The organism is Eubacterium callanderi, assembly GCF_900142645.1.
GTDB classification, from domain to species: domain Bacteria; phylum Bacillota; class Clostridia; order Eubacteriales; family Eubacteriaceae; genus Eubacterium; species Eubacterium callanderi.
In genome coordinates this window covers 75901-95895 of the sequence record NZ_FRBP01000006.1, presented here as the reverse complement: position 1 = coordinate 95895, position 19995 = coordinate 75901, and the positions used below count along the sequence as shown (strand labels likewise).

Here is a 19995-nt window from a genome sequence, read left to right as displayed (position 1 = left end):
GGAAATACCCATGAATAATATGACATTGAATTTTCTAAATGATAAGTTTGAACCCAATCTGCTCCCCGAGGTATGCGCACCACGAGGCAGACTGCTGACCGCCCTGCGCAGGGCGGAAGCGGGGCGATTTATTTACATCGGGGCTCCGGCTGGAAGTGGAAAAACCGTCTCCGCGCTTTTATGGCTCAACGCTTCAAAGAGGAAACCCGTCTGGATTGGTCTCGATCCCTATGATAACACACCGCCGATATTTTATAAACAGCTGGCCACAGGGCTTTTTTCATTGCAGCCTGAAAACGAGGCCATGTACAATGTATTGGTAAGCCCTGCTTTCTCAGCCTCGCCAGTGGAGCACACGGTGCGTCTCATATCCGAAATGCTGCCGGATAATGGCCAGTATGCGCTCGTTCTGGACGATATGCACCTGATTACCAACGCGGAAGTCTTAAAATCCCTTCCTTTTCTGCTCAGACGGCTGCCTAAAGGTTTTGTCGTCCTTCTGCTCTCCCGCCACAATCTGCCGGAAGACTTTACCTCACTGGTTTCGAATGAGGACACCGGCATTATCACTCCTGAACAGCTTCGATTTTCCAGAGATGAAATACAGAGCTATTTTGAACGTCTGGGCTTTCCCATCACACAGGAGCAGTCTTCCTTTGTGCTCGACGCGACAGATGGATGGGCTATCGGTGTCAACGCCATGGCAAAATCGGGTGAAGTCCGTCCGGGAAAGGGCGGACAGGATTTTGCCTGGTACTTTGAAACTCAGCTCTGGGATAAGTGGTCACCGGAGCTGCGGGAATTCTGCCTGAAAACAGCCGTCGTCAATGAATTTGATCCTGAGCTTGCCGAGATAATGACCGGCCGCGCGGACGCTGCGGAAGTCATGTCTTATCTGAGCCGCACCAACTCTTTTTTAAGCCTGCTTCATGGAAATACTTACCGTTTCCACCATCTTTTTCAGGATTTTCTCAGGGAACGGCTGATTAAAAGCGGTATTAACGTTGCTTCCCTGTATAAAACAGCGGCAATGTATTACAGAGACCGCCACGATTATTCCCGGGCGCTGCGATTCTGGATGGACAGCGGTGATTATAAAGGCATTGACAGCTATCTGTATCTATTTCTCTTTGAAAATAACCGCGGCGTGGTGGCCGAGTATGCAGATTTTCTGCGAGCTTTTTTTATAAAACCGATCCCTGAAAGGGCTTACCGTGAATTCCCGGCACTCCATGTCCTGAGCGCATGGTACTACTACCTGACCAGCCGTTATGAGGAATATGGCCGTCATATGGATGCCATTATAAGAAAGCTGCCGGCCATCGCAAAGGCAGATACCAAATTTGTGGAATACGCGATTCTGGCCTACAGCGTAGACCATCGGGTGAGTATGCGGACCAAGGTGCGACGTTTCAGCCTTTTCAGCCGTTTTGTCAAAAAATATACGCCTGGGGGGCTGGCCACCTCCATCGCATCCTTTACTCACAATCTGCCTTACATGCACCGAAGCAATCTTGACTATTCCGAGCTGTCCGCTGATCCGAGCATCATGGATAAAATCGATAAAACCTTCGCTCCTCTTCTGGGGGATGAGTGGCTGTATATTCGCCCCGGTATTGAGGCCTGTTTCATGTATGAGCGCAGTCAGCTGAGTGAGGCACTGGAGCAGCTTAAGGTGACCACAGCGTATATGTCTGAGGAAAGTAAAATTGAGGGGCGTATCTGCGTGACGCTTCTCTGGCACCGTATCCTATGGCAGCTTGGAAGGTTTCAGGAGGCCGAAACTGCACTGCGTGAGCTGACGCTGCTGGTGGATCGGGAGGCACAATTTTTTCTGCCAAACCTGGCGGCCTACCAGACGCGTCTGATGCTTATGGATGGCGATGCACCATCGGCACGGGAATGGCTTGATCACTATTTTGTCGTTGAGACCAGTCACATTGAGTTGTTTCGGGTCTACCAGCACTTCACAACAGCGCGCGCTCATATTATTTTGGAAAATGCCGAGGAAGCCCACAGACTGTTAATCCTCCTGCTGGATTACGGTGAAAATTTGAACAGACCTCTGGATGCTGCCGAAGCGGGTGCTCTGCTGGCAGTTCTAAAATGGCAGCAGGGGAGCCATGAAGAGGCTGCAGATTTGCTGGAAAAGGCGCTGTCCGTTCTTCAGCCCTACCGATTTATCCGGGTGGTTGCTGACGAAGGCGCCGCAGTCCTCCCTGTTCTTAAACGACTGATGGCCAGGGTAGAAAAAGACAGCTATGGAGGCCGCCTGACGCGCGATTTTGTCCAGGAGCATATTCTGGCTGCTTACAGCCAGTCCAAGACGCACAGAGGATTGCTTTCCAGGCCAACCACCTCTCCCAAAAATATTAAACTTTCCAGACAGCAGAAGTATATGCTCGATCTGTTGTCCCAGGGCTATAGAAACGCCGATATCGCCCGAATCACAGGTCTGGCGCTCCCAACCATCAAAAGCCACACTTCCCTGGCCTACAAAAAGCTGGAGGTAAATAACGCCCTGGATGCAGTGTTGAAAGCACGGGAGCTGGGTATCATAAAATAAAAGTAAAAAAGCACAGCGCATTTTTGCGCTGTGCTTTTTCAGTCATCAATGCCAAGCTGGGTTTTATACATGCGGCTGTAAATGCCGCCCAGAGCCATGAGCTCCTGATGGCGCCCCATCTCGGCGACACGGCCATTTTTCAGCAGAAGAATCTGGTCAGCGTCCCGGATCGTGGACAGGCGGTGCGCAATGATGAAGGAGGTCCGGCCCTCGGTAAGCCGCAGCATGGCTTCCTGTATCCGGCTTTCAGTCCGGGTGTCGACAGAGCTGGTGGCCTCATCGAGGATGAGAATGGGCGCGTCGGCCAGAATCGCGCGGGCAATGGTGATGAGCTGGCGCTCACCCTGGCTCAGGCTTCCGCCGCCGTCGGTGATGAGGGTCTGATAGCCCTCAGGCAGACGGCTGATAAAACCGTGGGCGCCTGCGGCTCTGGCGGCTTCAACGACCGCGCTGTCCTCGGCGTCCTCCCTGCCATATCGGATATTCTCAAGAATACTCATATGAAACAGTGCGGTATCCTGGAGCACAACACCAAAGCAGCGCCTCAGGTCTGCCAGTCGGTAATCCCTGATGTCATGGCCGTCCAGAAGAATCTGTCCGTCCGTGACATCATAGAAACGTGTCAGGAGACTGATGATTGTGGTTTTCCCGGCCCCGGTCGCGCCGACGACCGCCATGCGGGCTCCGGCGCTGGCTTTAAAGCTTACATCCTTAAGGATCGGTATGTCTGGATCATAGCCGAAATACACATGCTCAAAAGCCACGTCGCCTTTTGGATTGACAATGGGCAGTGCGTCTGGAATATCAGGAGGTTCTGGAATCTCGTCAAAAATTTCAAAAATCCGTTCGGCGCCGGCCACAGCGGTTTGAAAGACGTTATAGATGCTCGCAATATCGTTGAGGGGGCGTGTAAACTGTCTTGAGTAGAGCAGAAAACTCGAGATGGTCCCAATACTCACCATTCCCCTGGCAGCCATGACGCCGCTGGCAATGGAGACCGATATAAAGCTGAGATTTTTAATCACGTTCATGAGCGGCATAAGATAGCCGGACCATACCTGTGCCCTGGTGCCAACATCGCAGAGCGCCGCGTTATTTTTTTCAAATTCCTCAATAACCGCTTCCTCTCTGCCGTAGGCCTTAACCAGAGTGAGCCCTGAGATGGTCTCCTCAATTTCTCCATCCAGACGGCCGAGGGCTGCCTGCTGCTTTTTAAACAGCCTGCGGGTAACGCGGGTAACGGTGCGGGTCAGTAAAAAGACCAGCGGCACTACCGCCAGGGCGGCCAGTGTCAGCCACACATTGAGGGCGAGCATAATACCGAGGACTCCCGCAAAGGTAAAGACAAGCATCATGAGCTGCGCCAGTGAATCTGAGATGGTGGAGCTGATATTGTCGATGTCGTTGGTCAGGCGGCTCATGAGATCGCCGTGAGGGCTCCGGTCAAAGAAGGCCAGCGGCAGATCCTTCATCACGTCAAACAACGCTTTGCGGATATAGCAGATCATGCGCTGAGATACTGAGGCCATGATGTAGTTCTGGGCAAAACGGACAGCCCAGTCACCGATGTAGGCCAAGAGCAGAAACACGAGGAGCGTGACGGACAGATGGCCGTTGTTAATGCTGTCAATGATCTTACCAATGAGCAGAGGTGTCAGCATGGCAGACAGGGAAGCCAGCCCTGACAGGACAAAAACCAGCCACAGGCCCTGCCGTCGGCCTTTTGTCAGGCTCCAGAGCCTGGACAGTGTCCCTTTCATGTTTTTAGGCTTTACCACCTCAGCGATCCTGTGTTTTCCGGGTGAGCGTTTGACTGGAGGCAGTCCTGCGGGATCAGCGGCTGGCATGTTTATCATCTCCTATCTGGGATTTATAGATTTCACGGTAGACCGGGCTTTCTGCCATAAGCGCTTCATGGGTGCCGAAACCGGAGACGCGCCCCTCATCCATGCAGAGGATTTTATCCGCCCGCATGACCGAGGCGATGCGCTGGCTGATGAGGATCACCGTGGTTCCTCTGGCGTATTCCCGGATACGGGTCATAACAGCCGCCTCGGTGGTGGCGTCAAGGGCGCTGGTGCTGTCGTCCATCACCAGTATGGCGGGATGGCGGATCAGCGCTCTGGCGATGGAGAGCCGCTGCTTCTGCCCGCCGGACAGGTTTACCCCGCCCTGCCCCAAAACCGTGTCGTAGCCCTTGGAGAAGCCATTTATAAATTCATCGGCGCAGGCCGCATGTGCTGCGGCGTCGAGAGCTTTATCGTCCGCTTCAGGATCTCCCCACTTCAGGTTATCCCGGATGGTGCCGGAAAACAGCAATGACTTTTGGGGAACCATGCCGATGGCCTCGCGAAGCTGGGAAGTTTTCTGGCTTCGCACATCCCTTCCCCCCACGAGCACCCGGCCTCCGGTGACGTCGTAAAATCTTGGAATCAGGCTGACCAGAGTGGATTTGCCGGAGCCGGTTGCTCCGATGATACCCAGCACCTGGCCGCTTTCAAGACAGAAGGATACATTGTCCAGCGACTTTTCAGGCGAGTGGATATAGGAGAAAGAAACATTCTCAAAAGCCACACGGCCATCAGGCTTTTCGGCTGTGGGTATTTCCGGTTCGCGCATGGCGGGCTTTTCAGAAAGAACCTCCTGCACACGCTCGGCCGAGGCTGTGGCCCTCACCATTGTGTTGAGGATATTGGAAACCATGGACAGGGCAAAGAGCACCTGAGTCATGTAATTGACAGAGGCCATAAGCTTTCCCACATCCTGGTGTCCTCCGGTGCCGCCCAGCCACAGCAGCACCACAATCCCGATGTTGACCGTCAGGTTGATCAGCGGCCCAAACACCGCGGTCACCCGGGTGGCTGAAATACCAGAGGCTGCCAGCTCCTCAGCGGCAGTGCCGAAACGGCCGGTCTCATAATCTTCCCGCCCAAAGGCCTTGACGACCCTTATGGAGGTCAGAAATTCGCGGCTTACGCTGTTCAGCCGGTCCAGCCTGCGCTGAAGACGGACAAATCTTGGGTAGCCAAAGCGCATATTCCCGGCGATGAGCAGGGTCGAAATGACCAGGATGACCACAATCATGGGGATCTGTCTGGGTGTCTGGGTTACAATGAGGATAATGGCGCCGATACAGGTAATGGGCGCCTTGACCAGAATACGCATGGTCCCGTTAATAAAATTCTGGATCTGGGTGACATCGTTGGTGATGCGGGTGATCAGGGATGCGGGGTGAAGCCGGTCAATATTTTCAAAAGAGAAGGCCTGGATTTTCCGGTATAGCTCTGAGCGGAGCTCCTTTCCAATCTGCTGGGAGGTGCGGACGGAAAGATTGTTGCGGATCACTGCGCCAGCCGCCCCCACAAAGGCTACCCCCAGCATAATGCCCCCAAAAAAGAGCACTGTGCCCACGTCCTGGTTTTTTACGCCGTCATCGACAATGTGGGACATGAGCGTGGGCTGGAGAAGGTCGCTGAGGGACTCGACCGTCAGGAAAAAGATGGCGGTCAGAAACAATCCCAGATGTTCTTTGATTTTGGTTATGATCAGCTTCATGGTAATCCCTGCCTTTTATTTTCATATAGATCTATTGTAGCATAAAAAAACCATAAAATCACAGTTAAGGGGGTAAAAGTAAATCCTTTATTATGCTTTTCAAGGCATTTTTATGTTTGCGACAGGCGTGGCTTTATTGATTGAAAAATTTTTTTGAGGTTCAGAATACCTTATTCTATATATTTCCTTTAATTTGCATTAATTTTGTGTTAAAATTGGCTTGTTTGTGGAAGCAAATATAAAAAAATAAGGAGGAGTATTTATGGAAACAATCGATGTTGGTTTCTTATCGCTGTTACCACCGATCATTGCGATCGCTCTGGCGTTATGCACCAAAGAAGTTATTTCATCGTTGTTAATCGGAATACTTTCAGGGGGACTTATCTACGCGTTAAACACAGGCGGCGGCATCATTGAGATGAGCAGCGTAGCCTTCGGCGTTACTGCTGAGACCGTTGGTTCGCCTGGCAAGTTTAACATCATTCTCTTTTTGGCCCTGCTTGGGGCGCTGGTTTATGTGGTCACAATGGCCGGGGGCTCAAGAGCCTACGGTAACTGGGCTTCAACTAAGCTGAAAAGCAAGAGAAGCGCACAGCTGGCTACCAGCTTTCTGGGAATGCTGATTTTCATCGACGACTATTTCAACTGCTTAACGGTCGGTACCGTTATGAAGCCCGTCACAGACAAGTACAATGTATCCCGCGCAAAGCTGGCCTATATCATCGACGCCACCGCGGCGCCGGTGTGTATCATCGCCCCGATCTCAAGCTGGGCGGCGGCTGTCGGGTCAACCCTGTACGAAACCGGCGCCTTCACCAATGAATTGCAGGCTTTCTTCGCGACCATCCCATACAATCTTTACGCTATTTTATCCATTATTATGGTACTGGCGCTGGCCGCAACCAACCTGGAATTCGGGCCGATGGCTAAAGAAGAGTACAAGGCCGAGAAAAAGGGTGACCTTGGCGCTGTGAACGATGACCTTGAAAGCAACCAGGAGGTTTCTGATAAAGGGACCGTCTGGGATCTGATCATCCCCATCGGCGCGCTGATTGTGTTCTCAATCATTTCCATGCTGTGGAATGGCGGCTACTGGGCAGGCGAAGGCCTGACCATCGGTGAAGCCTTTGGGAACTGTGACGCCTCTGCGGCCCTGGTACTGGGCGGCTTCTGGGCGCTCGTTGTAACCTTCCTGCTGTTTATCCCGAGAAAGCTTGTGACCTTTAAGGAATTCATGGGCGGCATCGGCGAAGGCGTCAAGAGCATGGTTCCAGCATACATTATCCTGACGCTGGCGTGGACCATCGGTTCCTTATGCCAGGATTACCTGGGTACAGGCATTTACGTTGGCCAGCTTGTGGAAGCCAGCAACCTGCCGATGGGCCTGATTCCAGCCATTGTATTCCTGGTAGCGGCCGGCCTGTCCTTCTCGATTGGTACTGCCTGGGGAACCTTCGGGATCTTTATCCCAATCGTTGTATTCATCTGTCAGGCATCCGCGCCGGAGCTGATGGTTGTTACCCTGTCCGCAACACTGGCAGGCTCTGTTTTCGGAGACCACTGCTCACCGATCTCGGATACCACCATCCTGTCTTCTACCGGAGCGGGTTGTGACCATATCAAGCATGTGGCCACCCAGATGCCTTACGCCTGTCTGGTAGCGGCGTGCTGCTTTTTCGGCTACATTGTCGCCGGATTCTCGTACGGCAACATCGCCCTGACACTTGGCACCGGCATTATCCTGCTGGCTGTTACCCTGTTCGTGCTTCACCGTCTCTCCAGCAGAAAACTGGAAAAAACAGAAGTGACTGCCGAGCCGGAGGCTTAAAGCAGGCCATCCGGTTTTGTGGAGAATCCAGAACTTTCTGTTGTGGATTCTCCATTTTTTTACCCTTAATAAAAAGAATTTTTCAAGAAAGTCGTTTACAGATATGTTATAATAAAGAAAAAAAGGGGGCTTGAAAATGGGCGAAAAAGTATTATTTAAAGAATGGCTTTGTGCCAGGTACTCAGACGACGCGTCTTATTTTGGTGATCTGGCAAAGGATGTGGCCGAGGATAAAGGCTTTCCGGATGACGGCTCAGCCGATGATTTTATCAGCTATATCGAAAGCCAGGGCGCCAGTGAAGAAGCACTGAAGGTGATGAGCGACGCCTACGCACTCTTTATAAAGGGCGATAACTAAACAAAAGAGAACCTGTCTTTTAAAGATGGGTTTATTTTTTTGCAAAATTTACTCCCAAGCCTTGCCGGAAAACAAAAAAGAAAAGCGGAAACCCGTTAAGGCTTCCGCTCGGTTTCCTATAGAAAAAGGGGAGTAATTCTAAAGGAAAAAGGATTATATGTGATATTTATTATTATAGAGTTATTGATCCCAAGTTGCAAGGTCAAATTTTGCAATATCGTTTGCAGATTTTAATTTATGAACTGAGATAAATAAAAAGAAAAACCTGTGAACAGAATGCCTCTGAACGTCAGGTTTTTCTTAGCTTTCAAGGGTTTTTTTGCCCCCTGTCAGATTCCAAGATTTTTATTGGCGGTTTCCATCATCAGCTTGATCCGGTTGATCTGGTTAACCTCGGAAGCGCCGGGGTCATAATCAATGGGAGCGATATTGGCCTTCGGATAACGCTTGCGGATCGGCTTGATCATCCCCTTGCCCATAACATGGTTTGGCAGGCAGGCAAAGGGCTGGACACAGACGATATTTTCAACGCCCGACTCAATAAGCTCCATCATTTCAGCGGTCAGGAACCAGCCCTCCCCGCCCTGGTTCCCCAGCGCGATGAGCTCCTTGGCTTTCTCCGCTTTTTTATAAATGGTAGAAGGCGCATGGAAATGGCGGCTCTTATCCAGAGCCTTCTTCATGTTTTTGCGGTACATTTCCAACACCTTAATCCCGGCGATACCTGCGACTTTGCCCGATTTGCTGCCAGACAGCTCGTCATACTTGTAAATCGAGTTGTAGCAGCAGTACAGGAAGAAGTCGATGAGATCCGGCACTACCACCTCGGCCCCCTCGTTCTCCAGCACCTCAATGAGGTTATTGTTGGCGGTCGGGTGGTACTTGACCAGAATTTCCCCGACGATAGCGACCTTGGGGATTTTCTTCTCAATTCTGGGCAGGCGGTCAAAGTCCTCGACAATCTGAGTGACATTGCGCTTAAAGACCGACCATTTCGGCTTGCGGATATCAATCTTGACCCGCTCCTTCCACTTATTATACAGGGCCATGGCAGAGCCGGGCACCTGCTCGTAGGGCTTGGTGGCGTAGAGCACACGCTGGAACAGGTCGCCGTAAACCATGCCGATCACGGCGCGGTTCGTCAGCCCCGGTGTGATCTTAAAGCCCGGATTGTCCTCCAGGCCCACCAGGTTTAGAGAGATAACCGGCACCTGTTCCATGCCCGCTTCCCTCAGCGCCTTGCGGATAAAGCCCACATAGTTGGACGCGCGGCAGGGCCCGCCGGTCTGGGTCATGAGCACAGACACGTTGTCCAGATCATATTTGCCGGATTTCAGCGCCGCCATGATCTGTCCGGTGGTGATGATGGTCGGATAGCAGGCGTCATTGTTGACATAGGTCAGGCCTTCATCCACAGCCTTCTCATCCACGCTCGGCAGCACCTCGACATTATAGCCGCTGGTGGCCATGGCGTCCGCGATAAACTCGAAATGAATTGGCGACATCTGGGGGGCCAGCAGCGTGTGGCGTTTGCGCATTTCCCTCGTGAACACCACCTTTTCAGGCAGTTCTTCACACGGGAGCTTGACGTGGTTCTTCTCACGTTCCTCCATGGCGGCCTTCAGCGAGCGCATCCGGATACGGACCGCGCCCAGGTTGTTGACCTCGTCAATTTTGATAAGGGTATAAATGTTGCCCTTGCTCTCCAGGATTTCCTGAGTCTGCTCAGAGGTGACCGCGTCCAGGCCGCATCCAAAGGAGGTCAGCTGTACCAGCTCCAGAAAATCATACCGGGCGACCACCTCTGCTGCCTTGTAAAGGCGGCTGTGGTATTTCCACTGGTCCAGCACCCGGAATTTCTCCTCGTCAATGTCTGTGACCAGGTGGGCAATGGAATCCTCGGTGAGAACTGCCATGCCAAGGCCGGTGATGATGTTGTCGAGTCCGTGGTTGATCTCAGGGTCGATATGGTACGGCCGTCCGGCCAGCACGATGCCTTTTTTATTGTTCGCCTTCAGCCATTCAATGGTTTCCTCGCCCTTTGCGCGCATGTCATCGCGGAAGCGGTCCTTTTCACCCAGAGCCAGCTTGAGGGCAACGCTGATCTCTTCCTTTGGAATACCCAGCCCGCCAAAGATTTCGATGAGCCGTTCCTCCAGGCGTTTGTGGTCATCCAGTGCGATGAAAGGATTCAGGAAGGTCACGTCGTTTTCCCTCAGAGATTCCATGTTGTGCTTGATGGTTTCGGGATAGGACATGACAATGGGGCAGTTGTACCAGTTGTCCACTTTTTCAAATTCCCGTTCCTCATAAGGAATGCAGGGATAAAAAATGGTTTTGATTCCCCGGTCGATCAGGTCCTGGATATGTCCGTGCACCAGCTTAGCGGGATAACAGACCGATTCGGATGGGATGCTGGCCATGCCCTTTTCATAAACCTTGCGGTTGGACTCCTCAGACAGCTCGACCCGGTAGCCGAGGCTGGTCAGGAAAATAAACCAGAAAGGATAGTTCTCATACTGGTTGAGCACACGCGGGATGCCGATCACACCGCGGGACGCCTGGTTGGTGGGCAGGGGCTGGTAATCGAAAACACGTTTGTACTTATACTGGTAAAGGTTGGGCAGGTCCTTGTTTTTGCGCCCCTCGCCCGCCCCAATCTCGCAGCGGTTGCCGGTGATGTGGCGGCTGCCGTCATTAAAACGGTTGATGGTGAGCAGGCAGTTGTTGCTGCATCCACCGCACCTTCGGTGGCTGACCTCCACCTCAAAGCTGTAGAGCCTGTCCAGATCCAGAAGCGTGCTCCTGTCCCCCTCGGCATAGTTTTCCCGGGCGATCAGCGCAGCCCCGAAGGCACCCATCAGCCCGGCGATGTCGGGCCGCACTACGTCCTTATCGGTAATCTTCTCGAAGGCGCGCAGCACCGCGTTATTGTTGAAGGTACCGCCCTGGACAATGATATTCTCGCCCAGATCCTTGGGATTATGCACCTTGATAACCTTTTGCAGGGCGTTCTTGATAACCGAATAGGATAAGCCGGCCGATATTTCCCCAACCTCGGCGCCTTCCTTCTGAGCCTGCTTTACCTTGGAATTCATGAAAACCGTACAGCGTGTGCCCAGATCCACTGGCTTTTCGGCCAGAAGCGCCTGAGACACAAAGGCGTCCATGCTCAGGTTCAGGGACTTGGCAAAGGTTTCAAGGAAAGAGCCGCAGCCAGATGAGCAGGCCTCATTGAGAATAATGCTGTCAATGGTGCCGTTTCTTATCTTCATGCACTTCATGTCCTGGCCGCCGATGTCCAGGATAAAATCGACCTTTGGCATGAAATATTTGGCGCCCTTATAGTGAGCGATGGTTTCAATCTCGCCGATATCCACCTTGAGGGCTGTCTTGATCAGCCCCTCGCCGTAGCCGGTGACAGCGGATTTACCGATGACCGCACCGTCGGGCAGCTTGTTATAAACATCCTCCACAATCTTAATGGCCTGATTAAGAGGGCTTCCCTCGTTGCTGCCATAGTAGTGATACAGAAGCTCACCCTCACGGCCGATGAGTACGGCCTTGGTGGTGGTAGAGCCGACGTCGATGCCCAGAAAGCACGCGCCGGTGTAGGCTTCAAGGCTTCCCCGCTCCACACGGTCCTTTTGGTGGCGTGAGAGAAAGCTGTCCAGCTCATCCTGGTTTTTAAAGAGAGGGTCGAGGCGGTTGACCTCGCTGTCACCCGCCCCTTCAGTGTTCTGCACCCGTCTGACCAGCTCGGAAAGCGGCAGTGTGCCGTATTTATCGGAGGAGTAAGCAGAGCCCACAGCCACAAACAGGTTAGAGCCTTCCGGGAAGATCACCTGCTCTGGCGACAGCTTCAGGGTCTCAATAAAACGCTGTCTGAGCTCAGACAGGAAGTAAAGCGGTCCGCCCAGAAAGGCGACATTTCCACGGATGGGGTGTCCGCAGGCCAGGCCGCTGATGGTCTGGTTAACCACTGCCTGAAAAATGGAAGCCGCGATGTCCTCTTTGGCGGCTCCCTCATTGAGCAGAGGCTGAATATCCGTTTTGGAAAATACCCCGCAGCGTGAAGCGATGGGATAAATGGTCTGGTGGGTTTTCGCCAGCTCATTGAGGCCGGCGGCATCCGTTTTTAACAGGGTTGCCATCTGGTCGATAAAAGCCCCGGTTCCCCCAGCGCAGGTGCCGTTCATCCGCTGCTCGATATTGCCCTCAAAGAAGGTGATCTTGGCGTCCTCGCCTCCCAGCTCAATGGCGCAGTTCGTTTCAGGAATCAGCCGTTCAACCGCAACGGTCCCGGCCACCACTTCCTGAATAAAGGGAATGTCCAGCCATTTTGAAATCATCAGCCCGCCGGAGCCCGTCACACAGACTCTGGTCGTGATGTCGCCCACCTTTTCAAAGGTTTCTTTTAAAAGCTCTGCCATGGTCAGCTTGATATTGGACAGATGCCTTCGGTATTCTTTGTAAATAATCGTGTCGTTCTCGTCCATTACAACCACCTTAATGGTGGTTGAGCCTACGTCAAGGCCCATTTTGTAAGTTTTGTTCATGTATTATGCCTCATTTTTATTAATCATCAATCATTATTTGTAATGCTTGCTTGTTATTGCGCGCTCTCGATTTTTCCCAGCCGTTTATAGAGCGGTTTATAGCGCTTATACGCTCTTTTGTACACCTTGCGGTATAAATCAGCGTAAAGCTTGTTTTCTTCGGAATCTGGCAGGAAACGGCGTGATTTTCGCACCATCTCCGCCCCGGCTGTCTCAAGGTCCGGGTAGACGCCCAGGCCAACATAGGTGGCCATGGCGCCGCCGAGCCCGGTTGTCTCATAGGTCTGAACCCGGTAGACCTCCCGGCCAAAAACGTTGGCCATGATCTGGGCGATGTTGTCACTGCGGGAGCCCCCGCCGGACAGGCCGATGGTTTCCACCTGAACGCCGGATTTCTTCTCAATGGTTTCAAGGCCTTCCAGGAGCGCGAAGGCCAGTCCCTCGATGATGCTTCTGTAAATATGGTACTTACTGTGGCGCTCGCTGAAGCCGATGATTGAACCCTTTGCCTCAGGTTTAAAGGATTCCTGCCCCCAGTAAGGCTGCAGCACCAGGCCGCCGGAACCCGGGGGCACCGTAAGCAGCTGTCCGTTCAGATAATCGAGCAGATTCTCGCCCCGCTTCTCACAGTCCTCCCGCTCCTTACCGGCAAAGGTTTCGATAAACCAGTTGATCATCCAGAAACCGTGGTAAACGGTGATCTCAGGGTTAAAGGCCTTTGGGTCCACCCCGGGGAAGGGCGGATAAAAGGGAACCAGCTCATAATAACGCCTGGAGGTTGTCTCCACAGTGGCCTGGGTGCCAAGGGATACGCTGGCGCAGCCTTCGTTCACACAGCCGACGCCAATGGTCTCACAGCCCTTATCGGTGCCGGAACCTACAAGGGGCAGACCTTCTGGCAGTCCTGTTTTTTGGGCGGCCTCGGGTGTAATGACACCGATGACCTGGCAGGAATCCACCAGGTCACAAAGCTTTTCACGCTCGATCTGGATGATCTGGCGCTTGATTTCGTAAGGACCGCACCATTTCTTATGCTTGAAATCAAAGGGAAAGTGGCCCGCGATATTGGAGGTCGCGTCCACCATCTGGCCGGTCAGTTTATTGATCAGGTAAGTCGAAAGAAAAATGTATTTATCTGCAGCGCTCCACAGCTCCGGCTCATGCACCTTAATCCAGTGCGCGTGGGTGCCGGTGTTAAAGCTCTCGGTAAAGGCTTTTTTGCCCGCTATCCAGAAGGCGAAACGGTAAGGCTGCGGAATCGTCAACGGTTTTTCCAGCGTCCGCCGGTCCATCCAGCTGATGAAATCCCGCAGCCCCTCGCCCTTCTCATCCACAATGGTGGCAATATCGCGCTGCGCCGCGATGTTCATACCCGAAAGCGCCGCGATGTATTCAGGATAGCGGCGCTTCATCTCCAGGGTAACCGAAGCCAGATCCTCCCAGAACATGGCGGGCGGCGCCTCCACGTAATGCGGCTTCTTAGAGTAGTAGCCCTCAAACCTTTTCTCGGTCTTTGCCAGCGCCCGTCCTGTTTTGTCGAACACAATGGCCCGAATGCCCTGGGTGCCACAATCAATGGTTAAAACTAATTCCTTCTCCAAACCTTAACCTCAAAATCAAATTTCTTCTTATTTATTATATAGCACTTCTTAAACGACCACTATTATAACAAATCTTCAAGAATTTATCAAAGTTTTCTTTAGAACTATTTAAATCAGGAAAGGGTTACAATTAATTAAAGTTTTCCCCAGGTAATTAAAAACTTCTTTCAGTCTTTTCAGTTATAATAAAAGAAAGAGCAAATTATGGCGAAAAAACCGGAGGTTCCCATGAAAACAAAGTTTGCCTGCTGTCAGATGCCGCTGACAGCGGATAAGGAAACAAACATAAACACTGCTGAAAAAATGATCCGTGCCGCTGCGGCGGATGGCGCCGGGATGGTGCTGCTGCCTGAGATGTATGTATGCCCCTATGCCGGGAGTGATTTCCTGACCGCAGCCGAGCCTGCGGACGGGCCTGCCAATACCCTTATGTCCAAACTGGCCGGGGAACTGGGAATCACGCTGTTCGCTGGCTCCATCCCCGAGCTGGAGAACGGGCATATCTATAACTCCTGTTTCGTATTCGGTCCGGATGGCCGCCTGCTCGGACGGCACCGAAAGGTTCATCTTTTTGATGTAGCCGTCAAAAACGGTATCTCCTTTAAAGAGTCACATGTTTTAACTGCTGGAGATTCCATCACCGTTGTGGAAACCCCCTTCGGCCCTGTGGGCGTGGCGGTTTGTTTTGACATCCGGTTCCCTGAGCAGTTTCGCATTATGGCAGAACACGGGGCAAAGCTGGCAGTGCTGCCCGCCGCCTTTAACATGACTACTGGGCCTGCCCACTGGGAACTGGCGCTGCGCTCCCGGGCTGTGGATAACCAGCTCTACATCGCAGCCTGCTCCTCTGCCCGGGATGAAAAAGCCAAGTACGCGGCCTGGGGACATTCCTGCGTAATTGGCCCCTGGGGCGATAGAATCGCCGGTCTTGATGAAAAGCCCGGAATGGTCTCGGTCGAAATCGACACTCGTGTCGTTGACACAGTCCGGGAGGAGCTGCCCATTCTGTCAGCCAGAAGAACCGATCTGTACAGCGTGGAGGAAATAAAGTGATTGAGCTTATTTTTAGAGACAGCTCGGCTGGGTGCCTGAGCTATGCAAAGTCTATGAAACATGGACAAGAGATAAAAGACACATCTATGCTGCGGCGCAGTGGCTATACCATCCCCACCCACTGGCCCGGCCTTTCCATGGACGGCAGCCCCGAGGATGTGGCACCCCTGTGGCTGTCTCTGGACATCGGGGTGCTCGACAACGCTGAAACAAGAGAGGGTACCCGGCTATCTGTGCTGAAAACCCTGTACGGCGATTCGCCTGGCGTGGCCGAGGAAATTGCGGGAATGAACTGCAAAACCCTGGGCCGTCTGGAAAAAGCCAGGAAAACCCTTGAACCCATCCGTGTCTGGCTGTCCGAGAACGATCCGGCTGAGGTCTGCGGCCTTCTTTTTATCTGCCATCTTTTCAGAAAAAGCTCGGTTCCCTTATCCGCAGTCTTTGTCTCCCGGCAGACTGTATTTGATGGCAAGGCCCGCCAATACCTGAGCACAGGCAATATTTTTCCCGAGGACTTCGGCAGCCTCGCCCAGCTTGAGGAACCCCTTGTCCCTGTCCAGGTAAAAGCCTGCGCTGCGCTGTGGGAACAGCTCGTCAAAGAAAACGCCCCTTTGCGCGCGGTGGTAAATGGCCGCGTTATGAGTGTGCGTGAAGACTTCTATGACGCTGTCCTCCGGTCGAATATACCGGACGGCGACTTTATGGCCGCTGTTGCCATCGGCGGAACCCTGATCCGCGTCCCGGGTGTGAGCGCGCAGTGGCTGCTCATGCGGCTGCAGGCCATGGCTGACGCCGGGGCGCTTGTGGAAGTCACTCCGCCAAAGGGTGAAAACCCTTATGGCGGGGTCATGCGGCGAAAAAAACTGAAAAACGTAAAAACGTAAAAACGACCGGATCGCTCCGGCCGTTTTTGTTTCGTTTACGGATCTACTGGTCCTGGTGGGAATAATTATTCCGCATTTTCACATAGAACAGGCGCCAGTATATCGACTCAATCAGGTTTTTTAACACTATTTTTCCACCCTCGATTCTTTAGTTTTTGTAAACGAATTTGTACTTGTATTATATACCCTGAACTCAGAAAAATCAATTGTATTCAGGAAAATACACGCAGGCTTTAAGAGAGACCGCACTATAAGGTTGTGTTACGTAATATATACAGAAGATACATGTCTTGATATTGTGTTTTGCACTCGTTTGGTGTATGATATACAAAAGCGGAGGTGTACGATGGATAAAAAACATACCGTCGATAAGCAGGTCTTTGGCCAGCGTCTAAAATACCTGATGACAAATTTCAATGAAACCACCTATTCGATGTCCCGGAAGTTTAACCTTTCTCCCCCGAGTATTTCACGTTATACCCGGGGCGAGATGGCACCAAAAATCACCACCATCCGGGAGATGGCAGCGTACTTTGACGTCAGCCCTCTGTGGCTGATGGGCCGGCCGGGCTCCATGTATGAGCGCGAGGTGCTTGATGACACCGAGCCCTTTGGGGCGGAGGTGACGCTTTCGGTTTTCGGGAGCATCAAATACCAGCTGCCGGTTTTTTCCAACGAGAAAACCATCCACACCCTCACACTGCCCAGCGACCAGCTGGCAAAATGGGGCCCGGTCTTCGCCATGGAGATTACCGACGCCAGCATGGAACCCACACTCATGAAAAACGATTTTGTGGTGGTCAGGCTTAACACCTTTTTAAAATCCGGCGATCTGACCGCCCTGCATGTGGGCGAGTCGGATCTCAAGATCCGGAAGGTCTCTTTCCGGAAAAATCAGGTTATTCTCCAGCCCCACAATCCTGCCTTTGAAGTGGAGATTTATGACCTTAATAAGGACAATGTTCAGGTCATCGGTTCCGTTGTTTATCAGAAACGCGTCTTTGAGCGCTTCTTTGAATGTTATTAATTTTATTTATAGGAGGACTTATGAAATCTTATCGAAAAGAACTGCATTTTAACCTGCCGACCCGCAGAGGTCTTGTCAATATTACACCAGATGTCGAGGCGGCACTGGCCGACAGCGGAATCCGTGAGGGCCTGGTGCTGGTCAACGCCATGAACATCACCGCCAGTGTGTTCATCAATGATGACGAGAGCGGCCTGCACCACGATTATGAGGTATGGCTCGAAAAACTGGCTCCGGAAAAGCCCTACAGCCAGTATCATCATAACGGTTTTGAGGATAACGCAGACGCGCATCTTAAGCGGACCGTCATGGGCCGCGAGGTGGTCGTAGCGGTCACAAATGGCCGTCTGGATTTTGGAACCTGGGAACAGATCTTTTATTTTGAGTTTGACGGCAAGCGCGATAAGCACGCGCTCATCAAAATTATCGGCGAATAGAAAGAGCACGGCGCATTTTTGCGCCGTGCTCTTTTTAATAAGCTTCTCTTTTTTTGTGGGACAGTATGGTCAGCAGGATAAACAGCGGGATCTCCACTGCGGCAAAAAGAATATAAGCGTAGGGCAGCCACAGGGTAAAGCTCCCAAGGTGAAGGAACTCGAGGCTGTTGAGTGTCAGAGCGTAGTAAAAGCTGTTCTCTATGGCCGTTCCGCCTGAGGGCAGCAGCGCGTACAGCCATTTTACATTAACGCCCGCAAAGCCCAGGAAAACAGGCAGAAGGGTGACGCAGAAGCTGATGATGAGCGCTGTTGTGGGCGATTTGCACCGGGAGGACACAAACAGGCTGCAGGAAGCTGTGGCCAGCAGGGTGAGAATACCGGCAAAAAAAGTCATACGCACCATATCGCCCACGTTCATGGGGGCGATCCCCCAGGCCACAAAGGCGGTCTGAAGGGAGGATGAAAGCCCTTCCCAGCCAAAAATGCTGTTTAAAATAATCAGATAAACGCCCATGCTGACGACTGCTATGGCCAAAACCAGGATAAGCACCGCCAACGACCGCGCGGCGCCCAGCCTGCCTCTGCCGTAGCGGGTACAGCGCTGGATATCATCGGCCCGGCTGTGGTAGTCCGCGGAAAAAACCGGCGCGGCCATGGCGGTACAGAACAGCCCAAGAACCAGGAGCAGCAAAACGATGATATCCGGACTGGTATCCCCATAACCGTAAGCATAATTAAAAGGGGTTTCTACCCTGCTGTTAAGCGCCAGTGCCGCTTGCTTTGCCTGCGGCGCGTTGGCGTATTTATCCGCCAGCTGGTTTTCAATATTGCGGAGGCGCTGGGCGTAAAAGCCTCCCACCTCGTCGGCGCTTGTGATTTCAGAATCGTCAAAGGCGCTGAAAATCCAGCTGAGGGCCGGCTGAATTGGCACTATTTTTTCTTTATAAACCGAGGCCGGCATTTTTTCCTCATAAGCATTTGATGTGTTGATATAGGTTTCAAAGGCGGACTCCAGCTTTTCAGGTGTAACCGCCCCATAAAGAGGCCTGTAGGCTTCCTTGACCGCTGCGACTGCCTCCAGGCCGATTTTGGCTTCTGGGTCATCCCGGCGGCCATAGCTGACGTTGTCCACCACCATCACGCAGAGCAGCAGAGCGACCACCAGAGACGCGGCGCACAGTATCCATACCATACGGCTCCGGAAAAGACGTTTAAATTCCATACAGAGTACGTTAAACATCACCGCACCTCCTCTGTGCCTGAATCCTCTGGGAAAAGCCAGAGGTATAAGTCCTCGAGACGCGGCGTTTCCGGCGCTGAACCCGGCAGTACGGGGTTTTCTGCCAGATAACGAAGTGAGGCCCGCCCTCCGGATTCGCTCCGGATATTGGCGATACGGACAAGGCGCTCACATTTAAACAGATCGCTTTCAGACACCTCGGTACGCCATACGCGGCCCTTCATAACGTCCACCAGCGCATCGGTGCTGCCTGCCGCAATAATCCGTCCGTCCTTCATGACAGCGTTGCGGGTGGCAATGTTTTCCACGTCGGATACGATATGGGTGGAAATCAGCACGATCCGCTCTTTCGCGAACTCGGCCAGAATATTTCGGAAACGCACCCGCTCGCCCGGGTCCAGGCCGCTGGTGGGTTCATCCAGAATCAGGATTTCAGGATCGTTGAGCAGGGCCTGGGCAATCCCTACTCTGCGCTGCATGCCGCCGGACAGCCTGCGGATCTTTTTGTTTTTCACATCGCTCAGCGCAAGCATCTGGAGCAGGCGCTCAATTGTCAGAGACGCGTCCTTTTTGCCAATCCCCTTCAAAGCGCTCATATATTCCAGATAACTTTTTACTGTAAATTCAGGATAAAAGCCAAAGGTCTGGGGCAGATACCCGAAAATATCCCGATAGCTCTCCCCCAGGTCGTCAATGCTTAAACCGTCGTAAAACACACCGCCAGAGGTCGGCTTTAAAATGCCTGCCACCATGCGCATCATGGTGGTTTTTCCCGCGCCGTTGGCACCCAGAAGCCCCCAGATGCCCGGCGTCAGCTTCAGGCTGACATTGTCCACGGCCAGCTTATCCTTATATTGTTTGGTCAATCGGTTGATTTTAAGTTCCAT

Annotated in this window: 13 protein-coding genes; 7 read left to right on the top strand and 6 right to left on the bottom strand. The window is 52.6% G+C overall.

Annotated elements, in window-relative coordinates:
* The first annotated feature begins 10 nt into the window (after positions 1-10).
* Entirely contained in the window at positions 11-2566 is a 2556-nt protein-coding gene (locus BUC22_RS09110) for a winged helix-turn-helix domain-containing protein (protein ID WP_013380453.1), read from the top strand.
* A 38-nt stretch (positions 2567-2604) separates the two neighbouring features.
* On the opposite strand, the gene BUC22_RS09105 is transcribed toward BUC22_RS09110, so the two are convergent.
* Both BUC22_RS09105 and BUC22_RS09100 read right to left on the bottom strand, forming a co-directional pair.
* A complete protein-coding gene (locus tag BUC22_RS09105; RefSeq protein ID WP_013380452.1) occupies positions 2605-4413 on the bottom strand; it encodes an ABC transporter ATP-binding protein in 1809 nt (602 codons plus the stop codon).
* Complete coding sequence (locus BUC22_RS09100; protein WP_013380451.1) at positions 4400-6121, bottom strand: ABC transporter ATP-binding protein; 1722 nt, start codon at positions 6119-6121, stop codon at positions 4400-4402. The genes BUC22_RS09105 and BUC22_RS09100 overlap by 14 nt, the downstream gene beginning before the upstream one ends.
* A 262-nt stretch (positions 6122-6383) precedes the next feature.
* On the opposite strand from BUC22_RS09100, the gene BUC22_RS09095 reads away from it, so the two are divergent.
* Entirely contained in the window at positions 6384-7949 is a 1566-nt protein-coding gene (locus tag BUC22_RS09095; protein ID WP_013380450.1) for a Na+/H+ antiporter NhaC family protein, read from the top strand.
* 136 nt (positions 7950-8085) lie between these two features.
* A complete protein-coding gene (locus BUC22_RS09090) occupies positions 8086-8307 on the top strand; it encodes a YozE family protein (RefSeq protein WP_013380449.1) in 222 nt (73 codons plus the stop codon).
* 329 nt (positions 8308-8636) lie between these two features.
* Here the strand turns inward: BUC22_RS09090 and BUC22_RS09085 are convergent, their stop codons facing one another.
* Together BUC22_RS09085 and BUC22_RS09080 are read right to left on the bottom strand one after the other, a co-directional pair.
* Complete coding sequence (locus BUC22_RS09085) at positions 8637-12866, bottom strand: 2-hydroxyacyl-CoA dehydratase (RefSeq protein WP_013380448.1); 4230 nt, start codon at positions 12864-12866, stop codon at positions 8637-8639.
* 53 nt (positions 12867-12919) lie between these two features.
* Entirely contained in the window at positions 12920-14467 is a 1548-nt protein-coding gene (locus tag BUC22_RS09080; protein WP_013380447.1) for an FGGY-family carbohydrate kinase, read from the bottom strand.
* Between the two features lie 228 nt (positions 14468-14695).
* On the opposite strand from BUC22_RS09080, the gene BUC22_RS09075 reads away from it, so the two are divergent.
* The 4 genes from BUC22_RS09075 to BUC22_RS09060 all read left to right on the top strand — a co-directional run bounded on the left by BUC22_RS09075 (position 14696) and on the right by BUC22_RS09060 (position 17868).
* The gene (locus BUC22_RS09075; RefSeq protein WP_041690215.1) at positions 14696-15520 is read left to right on the top strand and encodes a carbon-nitrogen hydrolase family protein; all 825 of its coding nucleotides are present in this window, start codon (positions 14696-14698) and stop codon (positions 15518-15520) included.
* Positions 15517-16404 (top strand): DUF3658 domain-containing protein, encoded by an 888-nt coding sequence (locus BUC22_RS09070; RefSeq protein WP_013380445.1) that lies wholly within the window; start codon positions 15517-15519, stop codon positions 16402-16404. Before BUC22_RS09075 ends, BUC22_RS09070 begins: the two co-directional genes overlap by 4 nt.
* A 346-nt stretch (positions 16405-16750) precedes the next feature.
* Positions 16751-17431, top strand: coding sequence for a helix-turn-helix domain-containing protein (locus BUC22_RS09065; protein ID WP_013380444.1), 681 nt, complete (start codon positions 16751-16753; stop codon positions 17429-17431).
* Positions 17432-17451: 20 nt separating this feature from the next.
* Positions 17452-17868: a secondary thiamine-phosphate synthase enzyme YjbQ gene (locus tag BUC22_RS09060; protein WP_013380443.1), complete on the top strand. Its 417-nt coding sequence runs from the start codon at positions 17452-17454 to the stop codon at positions 17866-17868.
* Positions 17869-17902: 34 nt separating this feature from the next.
* Here the strand turns inward: BUC22_RS09060 and BUC22_RS09055 are convergent, their stop codons facing one another.
* Complete coding sequence (locus BUC22_RS09055; RefSeq protein WP_013380442.1) at positions 17903-19108, bottom strand: ABC transporter permease subunit; 1206 nt, start codon at positions 19106-19108, stop codon at positions 17903-17905.
* Complete coding sequence (locus BUC22_RS09050; RefSeq protein WP_041689862.1) at positions 19108-19995, bottom strand: ABC transporter ATP-binding protein; 888 nt, start codon at positions 19993-19995, stop codon at positions 19108-19110. The genes BUC22_RS09055 and BUC22_RS09050 overlap by 1 nt, the downstream gene beginning before the upstream one ends.